We start from the raw sequence: 15,061 nt of genomic DNA, 5'->3' as shown, positions 1-15,061 counted from the left end.
GGATTAGTAGCCTCGCGGCTTACTGTGCCAGTAAGTGTCACAGACTGAGTTTCGACACTCTACCGGCGGGGTCAGGGAAGCACTTAACCCTCGCCGTGACCGAATCTGAGGCATCCCCGCGAGGCAATCATGAACGAAGTCCAACTCGAAGTGGCGAAGGCGTACCCGAACGACTCGGGTCGCGGTATCGCCCGTCTTGACCCGGACACGCTGCTCCATCTCAAGCTCTCACCGGGCGACATCATCGAGATAGAGGGCGGCGAGACGACCGCAGCGAAGGTGTGGCGTGCAGACCGGCAAGACTGGAACACCGATACGGTTCGCATCGACGGATTCACCCGGCAGAACGCCGACGTCGGCATCGGCGAACGGGTGACCATCCGAAAAGCCGAAGCGAAGAAGGCGGAGAAACTCGTGTTAGCCCCGCCCGAGGAGGCGAGCGTCCAGTTCGGCTCCGACGCCGCCGGCATGGTGAAACGGCAGATTCTGAAGCGGCCGGTCGTCGAACGCGACATCGTTCCCGTGATGTCCTCGACGAACCACCCCTTCATGCGGTCGCCCGGGCAGGCGATTCCGCTCATCGCCGTCGAAACCGACCCGGAGGGCGTCTGTCTGGTCACCGAGGACACCGAGGTGGAACTCCGCGAGGAGCCCATCTCCGGGTTCGAGAAGACCGGCGGCGGCATCACGTACGAGGACATCGGCGGCCTGCAGAACGAGATTCAGCGCGTCCGGGAGATGGTCGAACTCCCGATGAAGCACCCGCAGATATTCAAGAAACTCGGCATCGAACCGCCGCAAGGGGTGCTTCTCCACGGCCCGCCGGGCACGGGGAAGACGCTTCTGGCGAAGGCCGTCGCCAACGAGACGTCTGCGAGTTTCTTCTCCATCGCCGGCCCCGAGATCATCTCGAAGTACTACGGGGAGTCCGAACAGCAACTCCGCGAGATATTCGAGGACGCAAAGGAGGAGTCGCCGTCTATCATCTTCATCGACGAACTCGACTCCATCGCGCCCAAGCGCGAGGACGTGACCGGCGAGGTGGAACGCCGCGTCGTCGCCCAACTGCTGACGATGATGGACGGCCTCGAAACCAGAGGGCAGGTCATCGTCATCGCGGCGACGAACCGCGTCGACTCGGTGGACCCGGCGCTCCGCCGCCCCGGCCGCTTCGACCGCGAAATCGAAATCGGCGTCCCCGACGAGACGGGACGGAAGGAGGTCCTGCAGATTCACACCCGCGGGATGCCCCTCTCGGACGACGTCTCCTTGGACCACCTCGCCGACGAGACGCACGGCTTCGTCGGCGCGGACATCGAGGCGCTGACGAAGGAGGCCGCGATGAAGGCGCTCCGGCGCTACCTCCCCGAGATAGACTTAGACGAGGAGGACATCCCGCCGAGCCTCATCGACCGGATGATAGTGAAGCGACAGGACTTCGAGGGCGCACTCAACGAGGTGGAACCCTCGGCGATGCGCGAAGTCCTCGTCGAACTCCCGAAGATTACGTGGGACGACGTGGGCGGACTCGAAGAGCCCAAAGAGAAGGTCAAAGAGAGCGTCGAGTGGCCCCTCACGTCGAGGGGTAAGTTCGAGCGGATGGGCATCGACCCGCCGAAGGGCGTCCTGCTGTACGGCCCGCCCGGCACGGGGAAGACGCTCATCGCGAAGGCCGTCGCCAACGAGACGAACGCGAACTTCATCTCGGTGCGCGGCCCGCAACTGCTGTCGAAGTGGGTCGGCGAGTCGGAGAAGGCCATCCGGCAGACGTTCCGGAAGGCCCGGCAGGTGTCGCCGACGATAATCTTCTTCGACGAACTCGACAGCCTCGCGCCCAGTCGGGGCAACGACATGGGCAACAACGTCTCCGAACGCGTCGTCAACCAACTCCTGACCGAACTCGACGGACTGGAGGAGAACGGCGACGTGATGGTCATCGGCGCGACGAACCGGCCGGACATGATAGACCCCGCGCTCATCCGCTCGGGTCGCTTCGACCGGTTGGTGCTCATCGGCGAACCCTCCGAGGAGGGCCGCGAGCAGATTCTGAAGATTCACACCCGCGACAGTCCGCTCGCACCCGACGTGAGCCTGCGGGAGATAGCCGAGATAACCGACGGCTACGTCGGTTCGGACCTCGAATCCATCGCGCGCGAGGCGGCCATCGAGGCCCTGCGCGAGGACGACGACGCCGTCGAAATCGAGATGCGGCACTTCCGGAAGGCGATGGAGTCGGTCCGCCCGACCATCACCGAGGACCTGATGGACTACTACGAGCAGATGCAGGACCAGTTCAAGGGCGGCGGCGGCGACCAACTCGAAGGTCGGCGCGACGGCCGCATCGGGTTCCAATAGCACCTTTTTGCTGACTCGGGTGCGCCTTCGGCGCACCACTCGTCGCAAAAATCTGCACCAAAAAGTTTCCGCGACTCGCTACGCTCGTCGCGGTGCAGTTCCCTCTATCCCGCTTTTCGTTTTTTCGCTCAGAGGCAGCCAACGGTTCGCGGCTCAATCACCCTGTTCGTACGTCATCCGGACCAACCTCTCGGTACCGCCCTCCGGAATCTCGACTTCGGGGTCGAACAGTTCGAAACCGACCGACTCGTAGAAAGGGACGAGTCCGCGACGACAGAGGAGCGATAGGCCGGGTACGTCCCGGAGTTGCGGGTGGTCCGTGACGGCCTCCATGAGAGTTCCACCGATACCCTCGCCGCGGTGGTCGGCGGCGACGACGACGTCGAAGACGTTCGCGTAGTAGGTGTAGTCGGTCAGGATACGCGCCGCGCCGACGAGAGTACCGTCGAGTTCGACGCCGACCGCGACATCCGTCTCGGCTAACGCCGTACGAACGCCGTCTGCGTCCCGGTCGGCCCACCACTCGTACTCCTCGTAGAGGGCGGCGAGTTCGTCAGCGTCGTCGGGGGAGAGCGTCCGTACGTCGGTCTCGCTCATCGGTGTTCCGGGTTCACGAGATGATAGAGGAGTTCGATATCTCGCTTCGGCTGGTCGTCGGCTAACACCTCGTCTAGAACCTCCCCGTGTTCGTGGTCGATTTCGTACGGGGACGATTGGAACGCTTCGTAAACCCCGTCTATGTCTTCCGCTTCCATGTAGTACACGAGGTAGTCGGCATCGTCAGTCTGTTCTAGAAAGGCCGCTTCCGAAATCATACCCTCGTATCGGAGAGTTTCGATGGCCTCCTCGCGCCGGGTCGTGATTTCCGTCATCCACTCCCGAAGTCGGTCCCTCTTCCCCGGCTCGATTCTATTTTTAGTCAGAATAACCTCGGACATGCTGTCAGTGCACGATCATCACACGTCAGCATAAACATCACCTCTTGGACACCATCGTACGAGTTGGCAGTCGTCCCTGTTGGGGTCGGCCATCGGGTTGTACCGCGAGCGAGGGCGAAGCCCGAGCCTCGCGGCCCTTTTTGTCGCCAGAACGCGAAGCGTTCTGGCTGAACGACCAGAAATCGGAGATTTCTGGTAGTGGTCCAGATTTTTGGAGGGGGTTCGAGGCGACGGCTTTGCCGTCGCCGAGGACCCCCTCGAAAAAGGTGGGTTTCAGTAGAGAAGTTCGTCGTCGTCTTCGATCATGTACAGCGACCGGGCGGCGATGTTGACCCCGTGGTCGCCGACGCGTTCGAGGTCACGGATGGTGAGGAGCAGTCGGGAGACGTCCTCCATGTAATCCTCGGAGTTTAGGTCCTCGTCGGAGAAGGGGTCCGACTCGATGAGGTCGCGGACGACGATTTCGCTCGCCACCTCGCACATCGAGTCGAGTTCGTCGTCGCGTTCGGCGACCTTGTAGCAGAGTTCGGTGTCTCTCTCCTCGTAGGCCTCCATCGCGTCGTCGAGCATCCCGATCGTCACTTCGCCCAACTGCTGGACGTTGACCTCGGGGAACAGGTCTCGTTTGGCCGAGAGCGTGTAGTCCGCGAGGTTCACTGCGAGGTCGCCGATGCGTTCGAGGTCGGTGATTATCTTGAACGACGCGGCGATGAATCGCAGGTCCGAGGCGACCGGTTGCTGGAGTGCGATGAGGTCGATGCAGTCCTGTTCGAGTTCCAAGTACAGCCGGTTAACCTCGTCGTCGCCTTCGATGACCTCTTGGGCCAACTCCGTATCTTTCTGTTCGAGTGCGGTGAGTCCCGTTCGGAGACGCTCCGCGACGATCTCGCTCAAGTAGAGAACGTCGTCGCGGAGTGATTGAAGGGACGCTTGATACTCTTGTCGCGGCATATCTGTGGGGAGGTGAGGCGGCGGAATAAGGGTGTCGCATATATACGTATTTAGCACTATATACTGCCGTCCGTCGGGAGACGCCGTTCAGTACTCATCCGTCGAAATAGGGAGACTCTACGGGAGTAACGGGGGTCGGCGAGAAAAGCCAAGAAGACGGACGGCGGGAGTGCCGCCGGCGGAGACGCGGCGAGCGTTATCCGAACTTGCCGGTGATGTAGTCTTCGACGCGTTGGCTGTCGGGGTTCTCGAATATCTTCTGGGTGTCGTCGAACTCGACGAGTTCCCCGCCCGTCAGGAAGACGGCCGTCTGGTCGGAGATGCGGGCGGCCTGTTGCATGTTGTGAGTGACGATGACGACGGTGTAGTCCTCGGCGAGTTCCTCGATGAGGTCCTCGATTTGGGAGGTGGCGACGGGGTCGAGCGCCGACGCCGGTTCGTCCATCAGGAGGACTTCAGGGTCCGGCGCGATGGCCCGCGCGATGCAGAGACGCTGCTGTTGGCCGCCGGAGAGTTCCAGACCCGACTCGTCCAGTCGGTCTTTCACCTCGTCCCAGAGGGCGGCGCGCTTGAGCGACTGCTCGACGATTTCGTCGTAGTCGCCGCCCTTCCCCTGAATTTCGAGGCCGTAGACGACGTTGTCGTAGATGCTCTTCGGGAACGGGTTCGGCTCCTGAAACACCATCCCGACGCGGCGCCGGAGGGCGACGGGGTCCACGTCGGAGTCGTAGACGTTCTTCCCGCGGAGGGTCAGTTTTCCCTCGACGCGAGCGCTGTCGATGAGGTCGTTCATCCGGTTGATACAGCGCAGGAACGTCGATTTCCCGCACCCCGAGGGGCCGACCATCGCGGTGACGCTGTTCTCGGGAATCTCCATCGTGATGTCGTTCAGCGCCTGATCGTCGCCGTACCAGACGTTGACGTTCTCCGCGCGCACGATGGTGTTCCGGCGGTGCGTCTGTGACTCCGAGGGTGAGACGCTCTCGCTGATGTCCGTCTCGACGAGCATGTCGTCGTTCGTCGGGTCCTCGTCACCCCGTTCCCGCGTCGAACCGAAGTCCGTCTCTGTGTCTTCTTGGCTCATGGTTTGAAGTTAGGTTTCGTTCTCATACTTGTTCCGGAGGACGATCGCGATGGAGTTCATCGCGAGCAACACCGCCAGCAACACGACCACGCCGGCGGGTACTGCCTTGGTGTAGAAGTCTTCGCTGGCGAACAGACTCGACCACGCGTACACCTGAAGCGGCATCGCGCTCACCTTCGAGGTGAGGTCCGTCGGCAGGTTAAACAGCACGTTCGGCGCGCCGATCATGATGAGCGGCGCCGTCTCCCCGATGGCGCGTCCGAGCGCCAGAATCGTCCCGGTGAGGATGCCGGGGAACGCCTCGGGCAACACGACGTTCTTGATGGTCTGCCACCGCGTCGCGCCCATCCCGTAAGACGCCTGCCGCATGTCCGAGGGGACAGACCGGATGGCCTCCCGCGCCGAGATGATGACGATGGGCAGGATGAGGAGCGCGAGCGTCGCGCCGCCGATGAGCACCGTCCCCGTCGGTCGGTTGAGGTACGTGACGAACACGCCGAGTCCGAGCAGACCGTAGACGACGGAGGGGACGCCAGCGAGGTTCGAGATGTTCACGTCGATGAACCGGGTGAACGCGTTGTTCGGGGCGTACTCTTCGAGGTACACCGCGGCGCCGACGCCCAGCGGGAACGACAGCGCGGCGACCGTACACATAAGCAGTATCGACCCGCCGATGGCCGGGTACAGACCGGCGTTCTCGGCGGCCCCGCTGTGGGAACTGGTGAGGAACTGCCAATCGACCCACGACTGCGGCCCCGCGAAGCCGAGGACGTCCACGGCGGCGGCGCCGAGGAGCGAACCGCCGATGACGACGGCGGCAAAGAGTAGTCCGAGTCGGTCCTCCTCGCGCACGACGGCCGACCCCCCGGCGTACGTGGCGGTGGGAACAAGCGCGACGCCGGTGACGATGGCCATCGAAACCGGGTCGACGCCGACGACCGGGCCGACGAGTGCGCCCGCGGCCGTCGCGGCGATGGCGGCGACGCCCGCGTACGCGCCCGTGCGTGCGGACTCGAATATCTTGGCGACGTACCGGCCGACTGCGACGGCCAGCACCGAACCGACGACGAGCGTGACCATCACCCAATCGAGCGGCACGAACGGCGCGGACCGCACGAGTCCGGCGACGCCGTGAAGGAGCGGCGGGAGTCCCAGCGCTTCACCGACCGGGCCCGGGAAGCCAAACAGCGAGAGGTAGAAGAGGGCGGCGGTCGAAACGAGTCGAGTCGTGAAGCCGATGTGTCGGTCGTACTTCATCAGGCCGACGACGGCAACCGTCGGGAGGGCGAACGCAACCGCGTAGGAGAAGCCGACGAGCGGCGGGATGATGTCGACGAAGACGACGGCGACGCCGCCACTGAACATGAGGGTGACGACGAGCATCCCGACGACCATCCCGCCGAGTTTGAGCGCGGGCATCCGCCGCAGGGCGAGATATCCGCCGAGGAGGGTCGAGGGGAGCACGAGCGTCACGAAGAAGACGAGATACCAGCCGGGGTCGGCGGAGAGCGGCTGTATCGCGTCGTTTGCGACGTAGACGAGGAGGACGCCGAGCGTGACGATGCCGAACATCGTCGCGGCCATGAGCAGGTACCGGAAGACGGTGCCGACCGTCCGGCTGACCTGTCCGAAGCTCTGCACCTGCCCGGCTTCGTTTTCGGTTGCCATCTCAGTACTCCTCCCGGTAGCGTTGGGCGACGATGTCGCTTACGAGGTTCATGACGAGCGTGATGACGAAGAGGACGAGACCGATGGCGAACAGGCTGCGGTACGCGAGGCCGCCCCCGGTGATGTCGCCGGTGAGCAGTTGGACCATCGCGGCGGTCATCGGAAGCGCCCCTTCGAGGAAGGAGGTCGGGTCGAGCGGGTTGAGGAACCTCGCCTGCGAGCCCGCGGCGACGGTGACGGCCATCGTCTCGCCGATGGCCCGCGAGAGCGCGAGGATGAACGAGGAGAAGATGCCGGAGAGCGCCGCGGGGACGACGATTCCGGTCGAGACGTCGAACTTCGTCGCGCCCATCCCGTAGCCCGCCTGCCGGAGTTCGTCCGGGACGGCGGACATCGCGTCCTCGCTGATGGAGGCGACCATCGGGATTATCATGATGCCGACGACGATGCTCGCCGACAGGAGGTTGAACGTCCCGATGCTCGGGAAGATGACCTCCAACGCGGGCGTGATGTAGATGAGCGCGAAGAAGCCGTAGACGACCGTCGGGACGCCGGCGAGGATTTCGAGCGCCGGCTTCAGCACCGACCGGGCCTGCGCGCTCGCGTACTCGCTGAGGTAGATGGCGGTGGCCACCCCCAGCGGAAGCGCGATGACCGCCGACCCGATGGTAATCATGAACGTCGCGGAGACGAGCGCCAGCACGCCGAACTCCTGGCTGTTTATCTGCCACGTCGTCCCAGTGAGGAACTCGACGAGGGACGCGGTTTCGCCTTCGACGCCCATAAGCGGCGCCGTGATGCTGAAGAACTTCGCCGCCTCGGTGACGAGAAGGGCGACGATGCTGACGGTCGTAACGACGGAGAGCGCCGCGCACAGGAAAAAGAACGACCGCGTCAGCAACTCACGCGGCGAGTTCTCCGTCTGCCGCGTGAGGTCAGATTCTAAGTCGTCTGTGCTCATTGTGTGGTATGAGTCGTGGGTTATGAAAAAACGCTTCGTTAGTAGATTCCGGCTAGTGAGGCCTTAGTTCGCCTCTTGGATGGCGGATTCGAGTTTGTCCATCATCTGGCTCTGCTCCTTGTCGCTGAGCGGAACGTAGCCGACTTCCTCGGCGACGATTTTCTTGCTGGTGGCGTTCTCGAGCCAGAACTTGGCGAACTCGGCGACGTGGTTCTTCGAGAGCGACGACTTCGCGGCGTAGGTGAACAGCGGACGGGAGAGGGGAGTGTACTTGCCTTGGAGGGCGTTGTCGAGCGAAGGCTCCACGTAGCCGCCGTCGCCGTCCTTGATGGGGACGGCCTGCACGGCGTCTTGGTTCTCGCTGTAGTAGGCGAAGCCGAGGTACCCCATCGCGTACTTCGACCCTTGGACGCCCTGCACGATGGTGCGGTCCTGTTCGGTCGCGGAGTAGTCCTGACGGTGACCCGGCCCTTCCTCGCCGAGGACGGCCTCGATGAAGTAGTCGTACGTCCCCGAAGCGTCGGTGGGGCCGAACAGTTCGAGGGGTTCGTCGGGCCACTCGGAGTTGACGTCCGCCCACGTCTTGGGTTTGGTCTCCGCGGACCAGATCTGCTTGAGTTGCTCGACGGTGAGGCCCTCGCCGATCCAGTCGTTGTCGTTGTTGACGATGACCGTGAGCGCGTCCGTCGCGACTTTCAACTCGACGGGTTCGACGTCGTTGGAGGAACACTGCTGTTTCTCCTCCTTCTTGATGGGACGCGACGCGTTGTTGAAGTCCGTCTGTCCGGTACAGAAGTAGTTGGCGAAGCCGCCGCCGGACCCGGTAGACTGGATGTTGACGCTGACTCCCGAGTGATTCTTTTGGAATCGCTCGGCCATCGCAGTAGCGAGCGGGAACACCGTAGAAGAGCCGGCGACGTTGATGTCGCCCGAGAGCGTCTCGCTCTGCGTTCCCTCCGTCCCCTCGCCGCCGGAGTCCGTCGAGTCGCCGCCCGACTCGGTCGGACTTCCCGAGGAACCGCCGCTTCGCGTACATCCGGCCAGTCCCGCGACGCCGGCCGCACCGGCACCGACGATAAACTTACGGCGTGAGAGGTTCGATCCCGTCCGCTTACTTTGGCGCGTCATCAACCGTAGATATCGCAAGACAGACTAAAACCCCTGCTAATATGGCTATATAGACAAAATATTCGTTCATAGTTGTACGTCCACCCGCCCACAATTGACACTTGTGCTTCATCTTTCGCTCGGTGGAGGACGAATACCGGCCGTTCAGCGCCTCTATTCGGGATATGAATCTCGAAGCTATTGACCGTCTCGTGGTATTTCTGCGAACGGAACTGATTCGAGGGCGGGTTCATTCTCCATCACAGAACAGTTCGAGTAGCGGAGGCCGTTGTATATAGTGGTATGGTGACCCGGCTTAGGATCCTCGTTCGGCGGTGATTTGCCCTCGATCGTCCGAAATTCCCTATTCCGGGCCGCCACCGTAGCGCCTCGAAGCGCGCGTGTACGGGCGAACGTCGGTTCTCTGAACGACAACACCGGAGGGGACGGCAATAGTATATAGGAAAAGGCAGATTTATGTCCCATACAATCACACACCCTCGTATGGTCGAAACCCGGAAGGTGCAGGTGACGGGCGGGTCGACGTTCACGGTGTCCATCCCGAAAGACTGGGCGACTGCAAACGGAATCTCCGCGGGGAGCGAAGTGGAGTTCTACCCCGAGGGCGATTCGCTGTTTCTCACCCCCCGAACGGAGGAGGAACGGACGGAGGGGACGCTCGACATCACGAACTTAGAGAGCGACGAGCTGATGCGCGCGGTGATGACGATGTACGTCAGCGGGTTCGACATCATCGGGTTGGAGAGCGGACGCATCACGACCGACCAACGTCGGACGATCCGCGAGGCGACGCAGAGTCTCGTCGGCTTGGAGGTGCTCGAAGAGACGCGCGACCGCGTGGTCATCCGCGACCTGTTGGACTCCTCGGAACTGTCCATCCACAACGCGGTGACGCGGATGCGCCTCATCGCCCTCTCGATGCTCGAAGACGCCATCGAGGCGCTCACGGAGCTCGACCAAGACATGGCGCTCGACGTCATCCAACGCGACGACGACGTGGACCGACTCTGGATGGTCGTCTCGCGCATCTTCCGGGCGACGCTCCGAACGCCGAAGGCGGCCGAGGAACTCGGCCTCCCGCGGGAGGTGTGTTTCGACTACCAGTCGGCGGCCAGACAGCTCGAACGCGTCGCGGATCACGCGACGAAGATTGCCCACCTCACGCTGGAGATTCAGGAACCCGTCCCCGACGACGTGGCCGACGCCCTGCGCGAACTGTACACGGAGGCCACGAGGGTCGTAGACGACGGGATGGACGCGCTGTTCACGGAGGAGAGCTCCGAGGCGACGCGCCTCGCGAACGAGGCGCGCGAATCGGTGCAGGCCATCGACGAACGCGCCCGCGCCATCGACGAACTCCTGCGCGAACTCGACCCCGCGCGCGCGCAACTACTCGGTCTCATCGTGGACTCCGTCTCCCGGAGCGCCGACTACGGCGGTAACATCGCCGAGACGGCGCTTCAGAAGGCCGCGCCGACGCCCTGAACGACGGTCCTCGAACTCCGACTGTTTCGCTCCGACGCCGGAATCGACGGCGACGACGCTACGCGGCGGAGACTCCGAAGAAAAACGGCGGTCGCTCGAAGGCGTTACTCCTCGTCGACGAGGACGGCGTTGACCTGTCCGTCCTGACCGGGGCGGGAGGTCACGCGGGCGCGGCCCTCGCTGGTCTCGAGGATTGCGCCCTTCGTGATGATGTTCCGTCGGATGTAGTTGATGTTCGCGGGGTTGTCCACGACGTTCTCGATTTCGGCCTCGGTGACCGTGTCGCCGTCTGCGACCTGCGCGACGTTCGTCGAGAGGGCGCGGACCTTCTTCTGGTTCCCGCGGGAGTCGACGGTGCGGAACCGCGGTTCGCCGACGGTCGTCTCCGTCGGTTCGCGGCCGAGTTGGTAGCGCTTCTTGTTGCTGGAGCGCCGAAGTCGGCCTCCGGTGCGCTTTCGCTTCGAGCGTCCTTGGTCCTTCATACGCGGTGAGAATCCCGGTAACTACTTGAATCGCTCGACTCAGCGCAGAACGCACACCCCTTCGTGTTTTCCGATTATCACGTTCGATAGCGTCCGGATAATTTTAAACCGGCCGAACGCGTCGGTCCGAACATGTCTTCCGACGTCGGCTCGGGCCCGGACAGCCCCATCCGTCCGGTCGAGGTGACGCGTGATTCGGACGAACATCTCGCGACGACGGTCGTGTACGCGCTCTCCGAAGCGCTCGACTGTCACCCGAACGACCTGCCGGTCGAACTGAACGAAGCCGTAGACCCGGACGCGCTGGAACGCGTGTTCGAGGAACGCGGCGGGAGAGAACGCGGCCCGGGTCGTCTCATATTCGAAATTGCCGGCTGCGAGGTCACCGTCACCTCGGACGGTCACGTCACCGTCGTCCCCGCGGGGGCCGCCGGAGGCGTCGAGAGGGACGCGGAGTCCGAACGCGGCGAGCGAACCGCCGACGACTGACGCGCCCGCCGACCGAACCGGGAACTCCTTGTCCGTCGCCGTCCCACGAGGAGCCATGAGTCTCGAGGTGGCCGTCGCGGTGCCGTTCAAGCAACGGGGGACCGACACGTTGGGCGAAGGCGAGTTCGTCGTCGCCCTCTCTTTGGACCGAGACTGGTTCTCCCCCGACCAAGCGAAGCGACTCATCGACGTCGCCGCCGGGCGCGGACTCCTCGCTCGCGAGGACGGCGACGTCGTCGCCTCGTTCGACCCCGGTGCGGTGTCGGTGCCCGAAGAGTACGAACCCGACGAGTCGATTCTCCGCGAGCAGTCGGCGTTCGAGCAGATGCTCGACGCCCTCGTCGCCGCCGGCCACGACAAACAGGAGGCGGTCGCCGGCGTGAACGAACTCCAGCGAGAACTCGCCGTGAGCGTCGAAGCCGCAGCCGCAGTGTACGCAAAGCGCCGGGGCGTCGACGTGAGCGACGCCGCGAAGAAGGCGGCGGGCGAACTCGGGAACTGAGAGCGAACCGCGCGGCCTAAACGGCGGGCGGACGAACGGCGAACATGGTCGAGGACAGACTGACGGACGGGAAGCGAATCGCGCAGTTCGTCGCCTCGGAAGTCGAGGGCCACGAGGACCTCCCCCTCGCCGTCTCCGACGCCGACCCGGACGTCGAACCGACCGAGGACGGCGCGTTCGCGTATCGAATCGTCCGGACCGAAGCGGACGGCGAAGGTAACGCCGTCGCCGAGGTGTACGTCCACCCCGACCGCGCCCGCGCGGAGTTCGTCACCGCGGTGGATGTCGCCGCCGAGGCGGCCGACGCCGAGGGTCTGCGCGTCCGTCCGAAGGCCGTCCGTCCGCCGCGGACGCTCGTGTTCGTCGAGGACGGCGCGCAGGTGAAGTGGTTGCTGCCGGCGCTTCGGGCCGTCGCGGACGCATGAATCTGACGGCCGAAACGGCGTGAAACGGCCCGAAACGGCATCTAAACACCGAGTAACCAAATGCGTCCGTCTCCTGACCCGAGTGGGGTGTCACTATGCCCCGAAAAGGCGAAGATGCGGACCCACGGCGCGCACAGGGCGATTCAGCGGTAACGGACCGACAGACGCCGCAGGAACCCGCCGGCGAGCCCCGCGCCGAGAACCGACCGGCCGCGGAGTCGCGGCCCGCCGGACGCCGAGCGGACGTCCGGTCCGGACTCGGCGCACTGTTCGCCAGCGCCGCGTTGCGCTGGGGACTCGCCGTCGCCGGCTTCGTACTGTTCCTGTTCGCGATCGGGCAGGCCGTCGGCCTCGACCTGCTGGGGATGTTCGCAGAGGCCCTCAGCACCGAGACGGGCCGGTGGCTCCTCGTGGCGGTGTTCGCGCTGTTCCTCATCGGCGTGGCCCGCCGCGGCATCGTGAGAACGTTCCGTGCGTGAGGTTCGCGACTCGCGTCTCGCCTTTTTCTGAGCGCCGACCCGTACGACGGACGCCGATTCGACCGGACTATAGCTCCGCTAACAGCGTCGGCAGTCGCGTCGTGAGTTCCTCGCGCGGGACATGCGCGGCCGCCTTCGGGTCGGGGTCCGGCCCGCCCTCGAAGACCACCTGCACCGGGACGAGTCCGGCGGCGGCCGCGCCGCCGATGTCGGCGTCCACGTCGTCGCCGACGTACACCGTCTCCTCGGGGGCGGTTCCGAGCGCGTCCAGAAGCGCCTCGAACGCCGCCGGGTCGGGCTTCCCGGCGGGGAGTTCGCCGGTGACGAGGGCGGCGTCGAACGCGTCGGTCCACCCCAGCGTCTCCAGTTTGTCACGCTGGGCGACGCGCGGGCCGTTCGTCAGGAGTCCGACCGCGTACGTCTCCCGAAGCGTCGCGAGGAACTCGCGCGCGCCGTCGATGGGGACGAGGGCGTCGGCGATGCGTTCGCGGTACGCCGCCGCGAGTGCCGCCGGGTCCACGTCGGAGCCCCGTTCCGCGAGCAGATGCTCGAAGATGGGCGTCCGCGTCTCGCTCGTGAGGTTTCGACTGTGCGCGTCGAGGTAGGCGCTCCGCGACAACTCCGGCGCGCCCGTCGCCGCGGCCGCCTCGTTGAGAATCGTCGTCCGGTCGCTCGTCGGCACCGCGAGCGTGTAGTCCAAGTCGAAACCGACCGCCCGGATAGTCACGACCCGAAGTTGGGGCGGGACGGGCATGACGCTTGTCCTTCCGCGCCGACAGTTCCGACGCCGTCGGCGGCGAGTCCGACGTTCCGTGACGACGGGGTTTTTGCCGACCCGTCGCAACAGGCGTGACAATGACGCTCGACCCCGTCCACGTAGACGGCATCGCGAACCTCGCGAGCTACCTCGCGAAGCGCGTGGACGACCGCGAACACACCGACCTCGCCCGGCGCGTCTGGGAGGAGTTCCTCGAACCCCTGTACGGCCCCGACGGCGACGTGGTACTCGACGTGCTCGGAGAGAAGCGCCTGCAGGCGGTCGAAATCGACGACGTGGCCCTCGCGGACGCGCCGTTCGAGACGGTCCACGGCCTCGACTCCGGCACCATCAACCCGACGACGTTCAAGAACGGACTCGTCCTCGACTTGGCGCAGGCGGCGATGGCCGCCGTCCCCTCGGACCTCGACCTGCACCGGTGCCGGAGCATCGTCGCCACCGCCCACTCGAACGACGCCACCGCCGCCCTCGACGAACCGTGGCGGAAACTCGACGACGGGTACTGTCGCTGGCGGGTCGTCCAGTCGCCGCGCGTGAGTCGGTACGCCGAGGGCGTCGTCCACGCGCTCTCTCTGTACCTCGCAGAGAGCACGCACGCACTCGAACACGCGGAGGAGGTGGAGGACTTGCTCGTCCTCGACGGCCCCCTCTACCCGAAGGAACTGTTGAACTGGCGCGACAGAGACGAGGAACTCGGCGAGTTAGCGCGGGAGGCGAAGCCGCAGAGCGTCGTCGAGAACTACGTCCGACTCGTCGAGTCGTTCGTCCGGCGGGACGTTCCCCTCGTGGGGTTCGTGAAGAACCCGAGCGCGAAGCACGTCGTCCGGACCGTCCGCGAGCGAGAGATGGAGGCCCCGTGGACCGACGACACGGCGTTCTTCACCCGCCTGTTGGAACGCCGCGACGCCCCCGGACACGGGAACGAGGGCCGCAGGACGCGCGACCTGACGTTCACGAACTGGTTCCGCTCTCGGGGCGGGTCAGACCGGGCGCTCTCGACGGACGGCGACGCCTACGGCATCGACCGGGAACTCGACGCCGAACTGTACGAGGTGACGTTCTTCGTCGTCTACGACCCCCGGACGGACGTCCTCTACCGCGCGGAAGCGCCGTACGCGTTCACCCGGAAGGAGGAGACGAGGCGCGCGCTCGCGACGCAGATTCTGCGCGACGTGGCCGCCCAACGCGGCCCGCCGGAGGCGGTGGAGAAGGCCGACGAGTTGGCGCGCATCAGCGCACACGAGAAGGCCGCCCTGCGGCGGAAGTTAGAAGACGAGTTCGAGTCCGACGCGGTGCGCCGGTACGACGACGTTCGGTGGGGGCCCGACGAGTAGGA

The 15,061-nt window shown here is 64.8% G+C and carries 16 protein-coding genes; 7 read left to right on the top strand and 9 right to left on the bottom strand.

Annotated features, from left to right (window positions below; translation table 11 throughout):
• The first annotated feature begins 129 nt into the window (after positions 1–129).
• Entirely contained in the window at positions 130–2,355 is a 2,226-nt protein-coding gene (locus BLS11_RS02650) for a CDC48 family AAA ATPase (RefSeq protein ID WP_092532506.1), read from the top strand.
• Positions 2,356–2,508: 153 nt separating this feature from the next.
• On the opposite strand, the gene BLS11_RS02645 is transcribed toward BLS11_RS02650, so the two are convergent.
• From BLS11_RS02645 to BLS11_RS02615, 7 genes are all read right to left on the bottom strand, one after another.
• A complete protein-coding gene (locus BLS11_RS02645) occupies positions 2,509–2,952 on the bottom strand; it encodes a GNAT family N-acetyltransferase (RefSeq protein WP_092532503.1) in 444 nt (147 codons plus the stop codon).
• Positions 2,949–3,293, bottom strand: a complete 345-nt coding sequence (locus BLS11_RS02640; RefSeq protein WP_092532500.1) for a DUF6176 family protein — start codon at positions 3,291–3,293, stop codon at positions 2,949–2,951. The genes BLS11_RS02645 and BLS11_RS02640 overlap by 4 nt, the downstream gene beginning before the upstream one ends.
• Before the next feature lie 273 nt (positions 3,294–3,566).
• Positions 3,567–4,244, bottom strand: coding sequence for a phosphate signaling complex protein PhoU (gene phoU, locus BLS11_RS02635; RefSeq protein WP_092532497.1), 678 nt, complete (start codon positions 4,242–4,244; stop codon positions 3,567–3,569).
• 196 nt (positions 4,245–4,440) lie between these two features.
• Positions 4,441–5,328 carry a phosphate ABC transporter ATP-binding protein PstB gene (gene pstB / locus BLS11_RS02630; protein WP_092532494.1) on the bottom strand — a complete coding sequence of 296 codons (888 nt, stop codon included), beginning with the start codon at positions 5,326–5,328 and terminating at the stop codon, positions 4,441–4,443.
• A gap of 9 nt (positions 5,329–5,337) precedes the next feature.
• Positions 5,338–6,996, bottom strand: coding sequence for a phosphate ABC transporter permease PstA (pstA, locus tag BLS11_RS02625; protein ID WP_092532491.1), 1,659 nt, complete (start codon positions 6,994–6,996; stop codon positions 5,338–5,340).
• Between the two features lies 1 nt (position 6,997).
• Positions 6,998–7,957: a phosphate ABC transporter permease subunit PstC gene (gene pstC / locus BLS11_RS02620; RefSeq protein ID WP_092532488.1), complete on the bottom strand. Its 960-nt coding sequence runs from the start codon at positions 7,955–7,957 to the stop codon at positions 6,998–7,000.
• Between the two features lie 63 nt (positions 7,958–8,020).
• A complete protein-coding gene (locus BLS11_RS02615; RefSeq protein WP_092532485.1) occupies positions 8,021–9,085 on the bottom strand; it encodes a PstS family phosphate ABC transporter substrate-binding protein in 1,065 nt (354 codons plus the stop codon).
• A 483-nt stretch (positions 9,086–9,568) separates the two neighbouring features.
• On the opposite strand from BLS11_RS02615, the gene BLS11_RS02610 reads away from it, so the two are divergent.
• Positions 9,569–10,570 (top strand): phosphate signaling complex PhoU family protein, encoded by a 1,002-nt coding sequence (locus BLS11_RS02610; RefSeq protein ID WP_092532482.1) that lies wholly within the window; start codon positions 9,569–9,571, stop codon positions 10,568–10,570.
• 104 nt (positions 10,571–10,674) lie between these two features.
• On the opposite strand, the gene BLS11_RS02605 is transcribed toward BLS11_RS02610, so the two are convergent.
• Positions 10,675–11,052 carry a 30S ribosomal protein S8e gene (locus BLS11_RS02605; RefSeq protein ID WP_092532479.1) on the bottom strand — a complete coding sequence of 126 codons (378 nt, stop codon included), beginning with the start codon at positions 11,050–11,052 and terminating at the stop codon, positions 10,675–10,677.
• A gap of 132 nt (positions 11,053–11,184) precedes the next feature.
• On the opposite strand from BLS11_RS02605, the gene BLS11_RS02600 reads away from it, so the two are divergent.
• The 4 genes from BLS11_RS02600 (at position 11,185) to BLS11_RS02585 (ending at position 12,947) form a co-directional block, all read left to right on the top strand.
• Entirely contained in the window at positions 11,185–11,541 is a 357-nt protein-coding gene (locus tag BLS11_RS02600) for a HalOD1 output domain-containing protein (protein ID WP_092532476.1), read from the top strand.
• 55 nt (positions 11,542–11,596) lie between these two features.
• Positions 11,597–12,043 carry a DUF2240 family protein gene (locus tag BLS11_RS02595; protein WP_092532473.1) on the top strand — a complete coding sequence of 149 codons (447 nt, stop codon included), beginning with the start codon at positions 11,597–11,599 and terminating at the stop codon, positions 12,041–12,043.
• A gap of 44 nt (positions 12,044–12,087) precedes the next feature.
• Entirely contained in the window at positions 12,088–12,468 is a 381-nt protein-coding gene (locus BLS11_RS02590) for a DUF7993 family protein (RefSeq protein ID WP_092532470.1), read from the top strand.
• Positions 12,469–12,563: 95 nt separating this feature from the next.
• Entirely contained in the window at positions 12,564–12,947 is a 384-nt protein-coding gene (locus tag BLS11_RS02585) for a hypothetical protein (RefSeq protein ID WP_092532468.1), read from the top strand.
• A gap of 67 nt (positions 12,948–13,014) precedes the next feature.
• Here BLS11_RS02585 and BLS11_RS02580 read toward each other — a convergent pair whose 3' ends face one another.
• Entirely contained in the window at positions 13,015–13,674 is a 660-nt protein-coding gene (locus tag BLS11_RS02580) for an HAD family hydrolase (protein WP_092534441.1), read from the bottom strand.
• A 128-nt stretch (positions 13,675–13,802) separates the two neighbouring features.
• Between BLS11_RS02580 and BLS11_RS02575 the strand changes: the two genes are divergently transcribed.
• The gene (locus tag BLS11_RS02575) at positions 13,803–15,059 is read left to right on the top strand and encodes a DNA double-strand break repair nuclease NurA (RefSeq protein ID WP_092532465.1); all 1,257 of its coding nucleotides are present in this window, start codon (positions 13,803–13,805) and stop codon (positions 15,057–15,059) included.
• Positions 15,060–15,061 lie beyond the last annotated feature (2 nt).

Source organism: Halopelagius longus, assembly GCF_900100875.1.
GTDB lineage: Archaea > Halobacteriota > Halobacteria > Halobacteriales > Haloferacaceae > Halopelagius > Halopelagius longus.
This window is presented reverse-complemented; position numbering and strand designations above follow the sequence as displayed.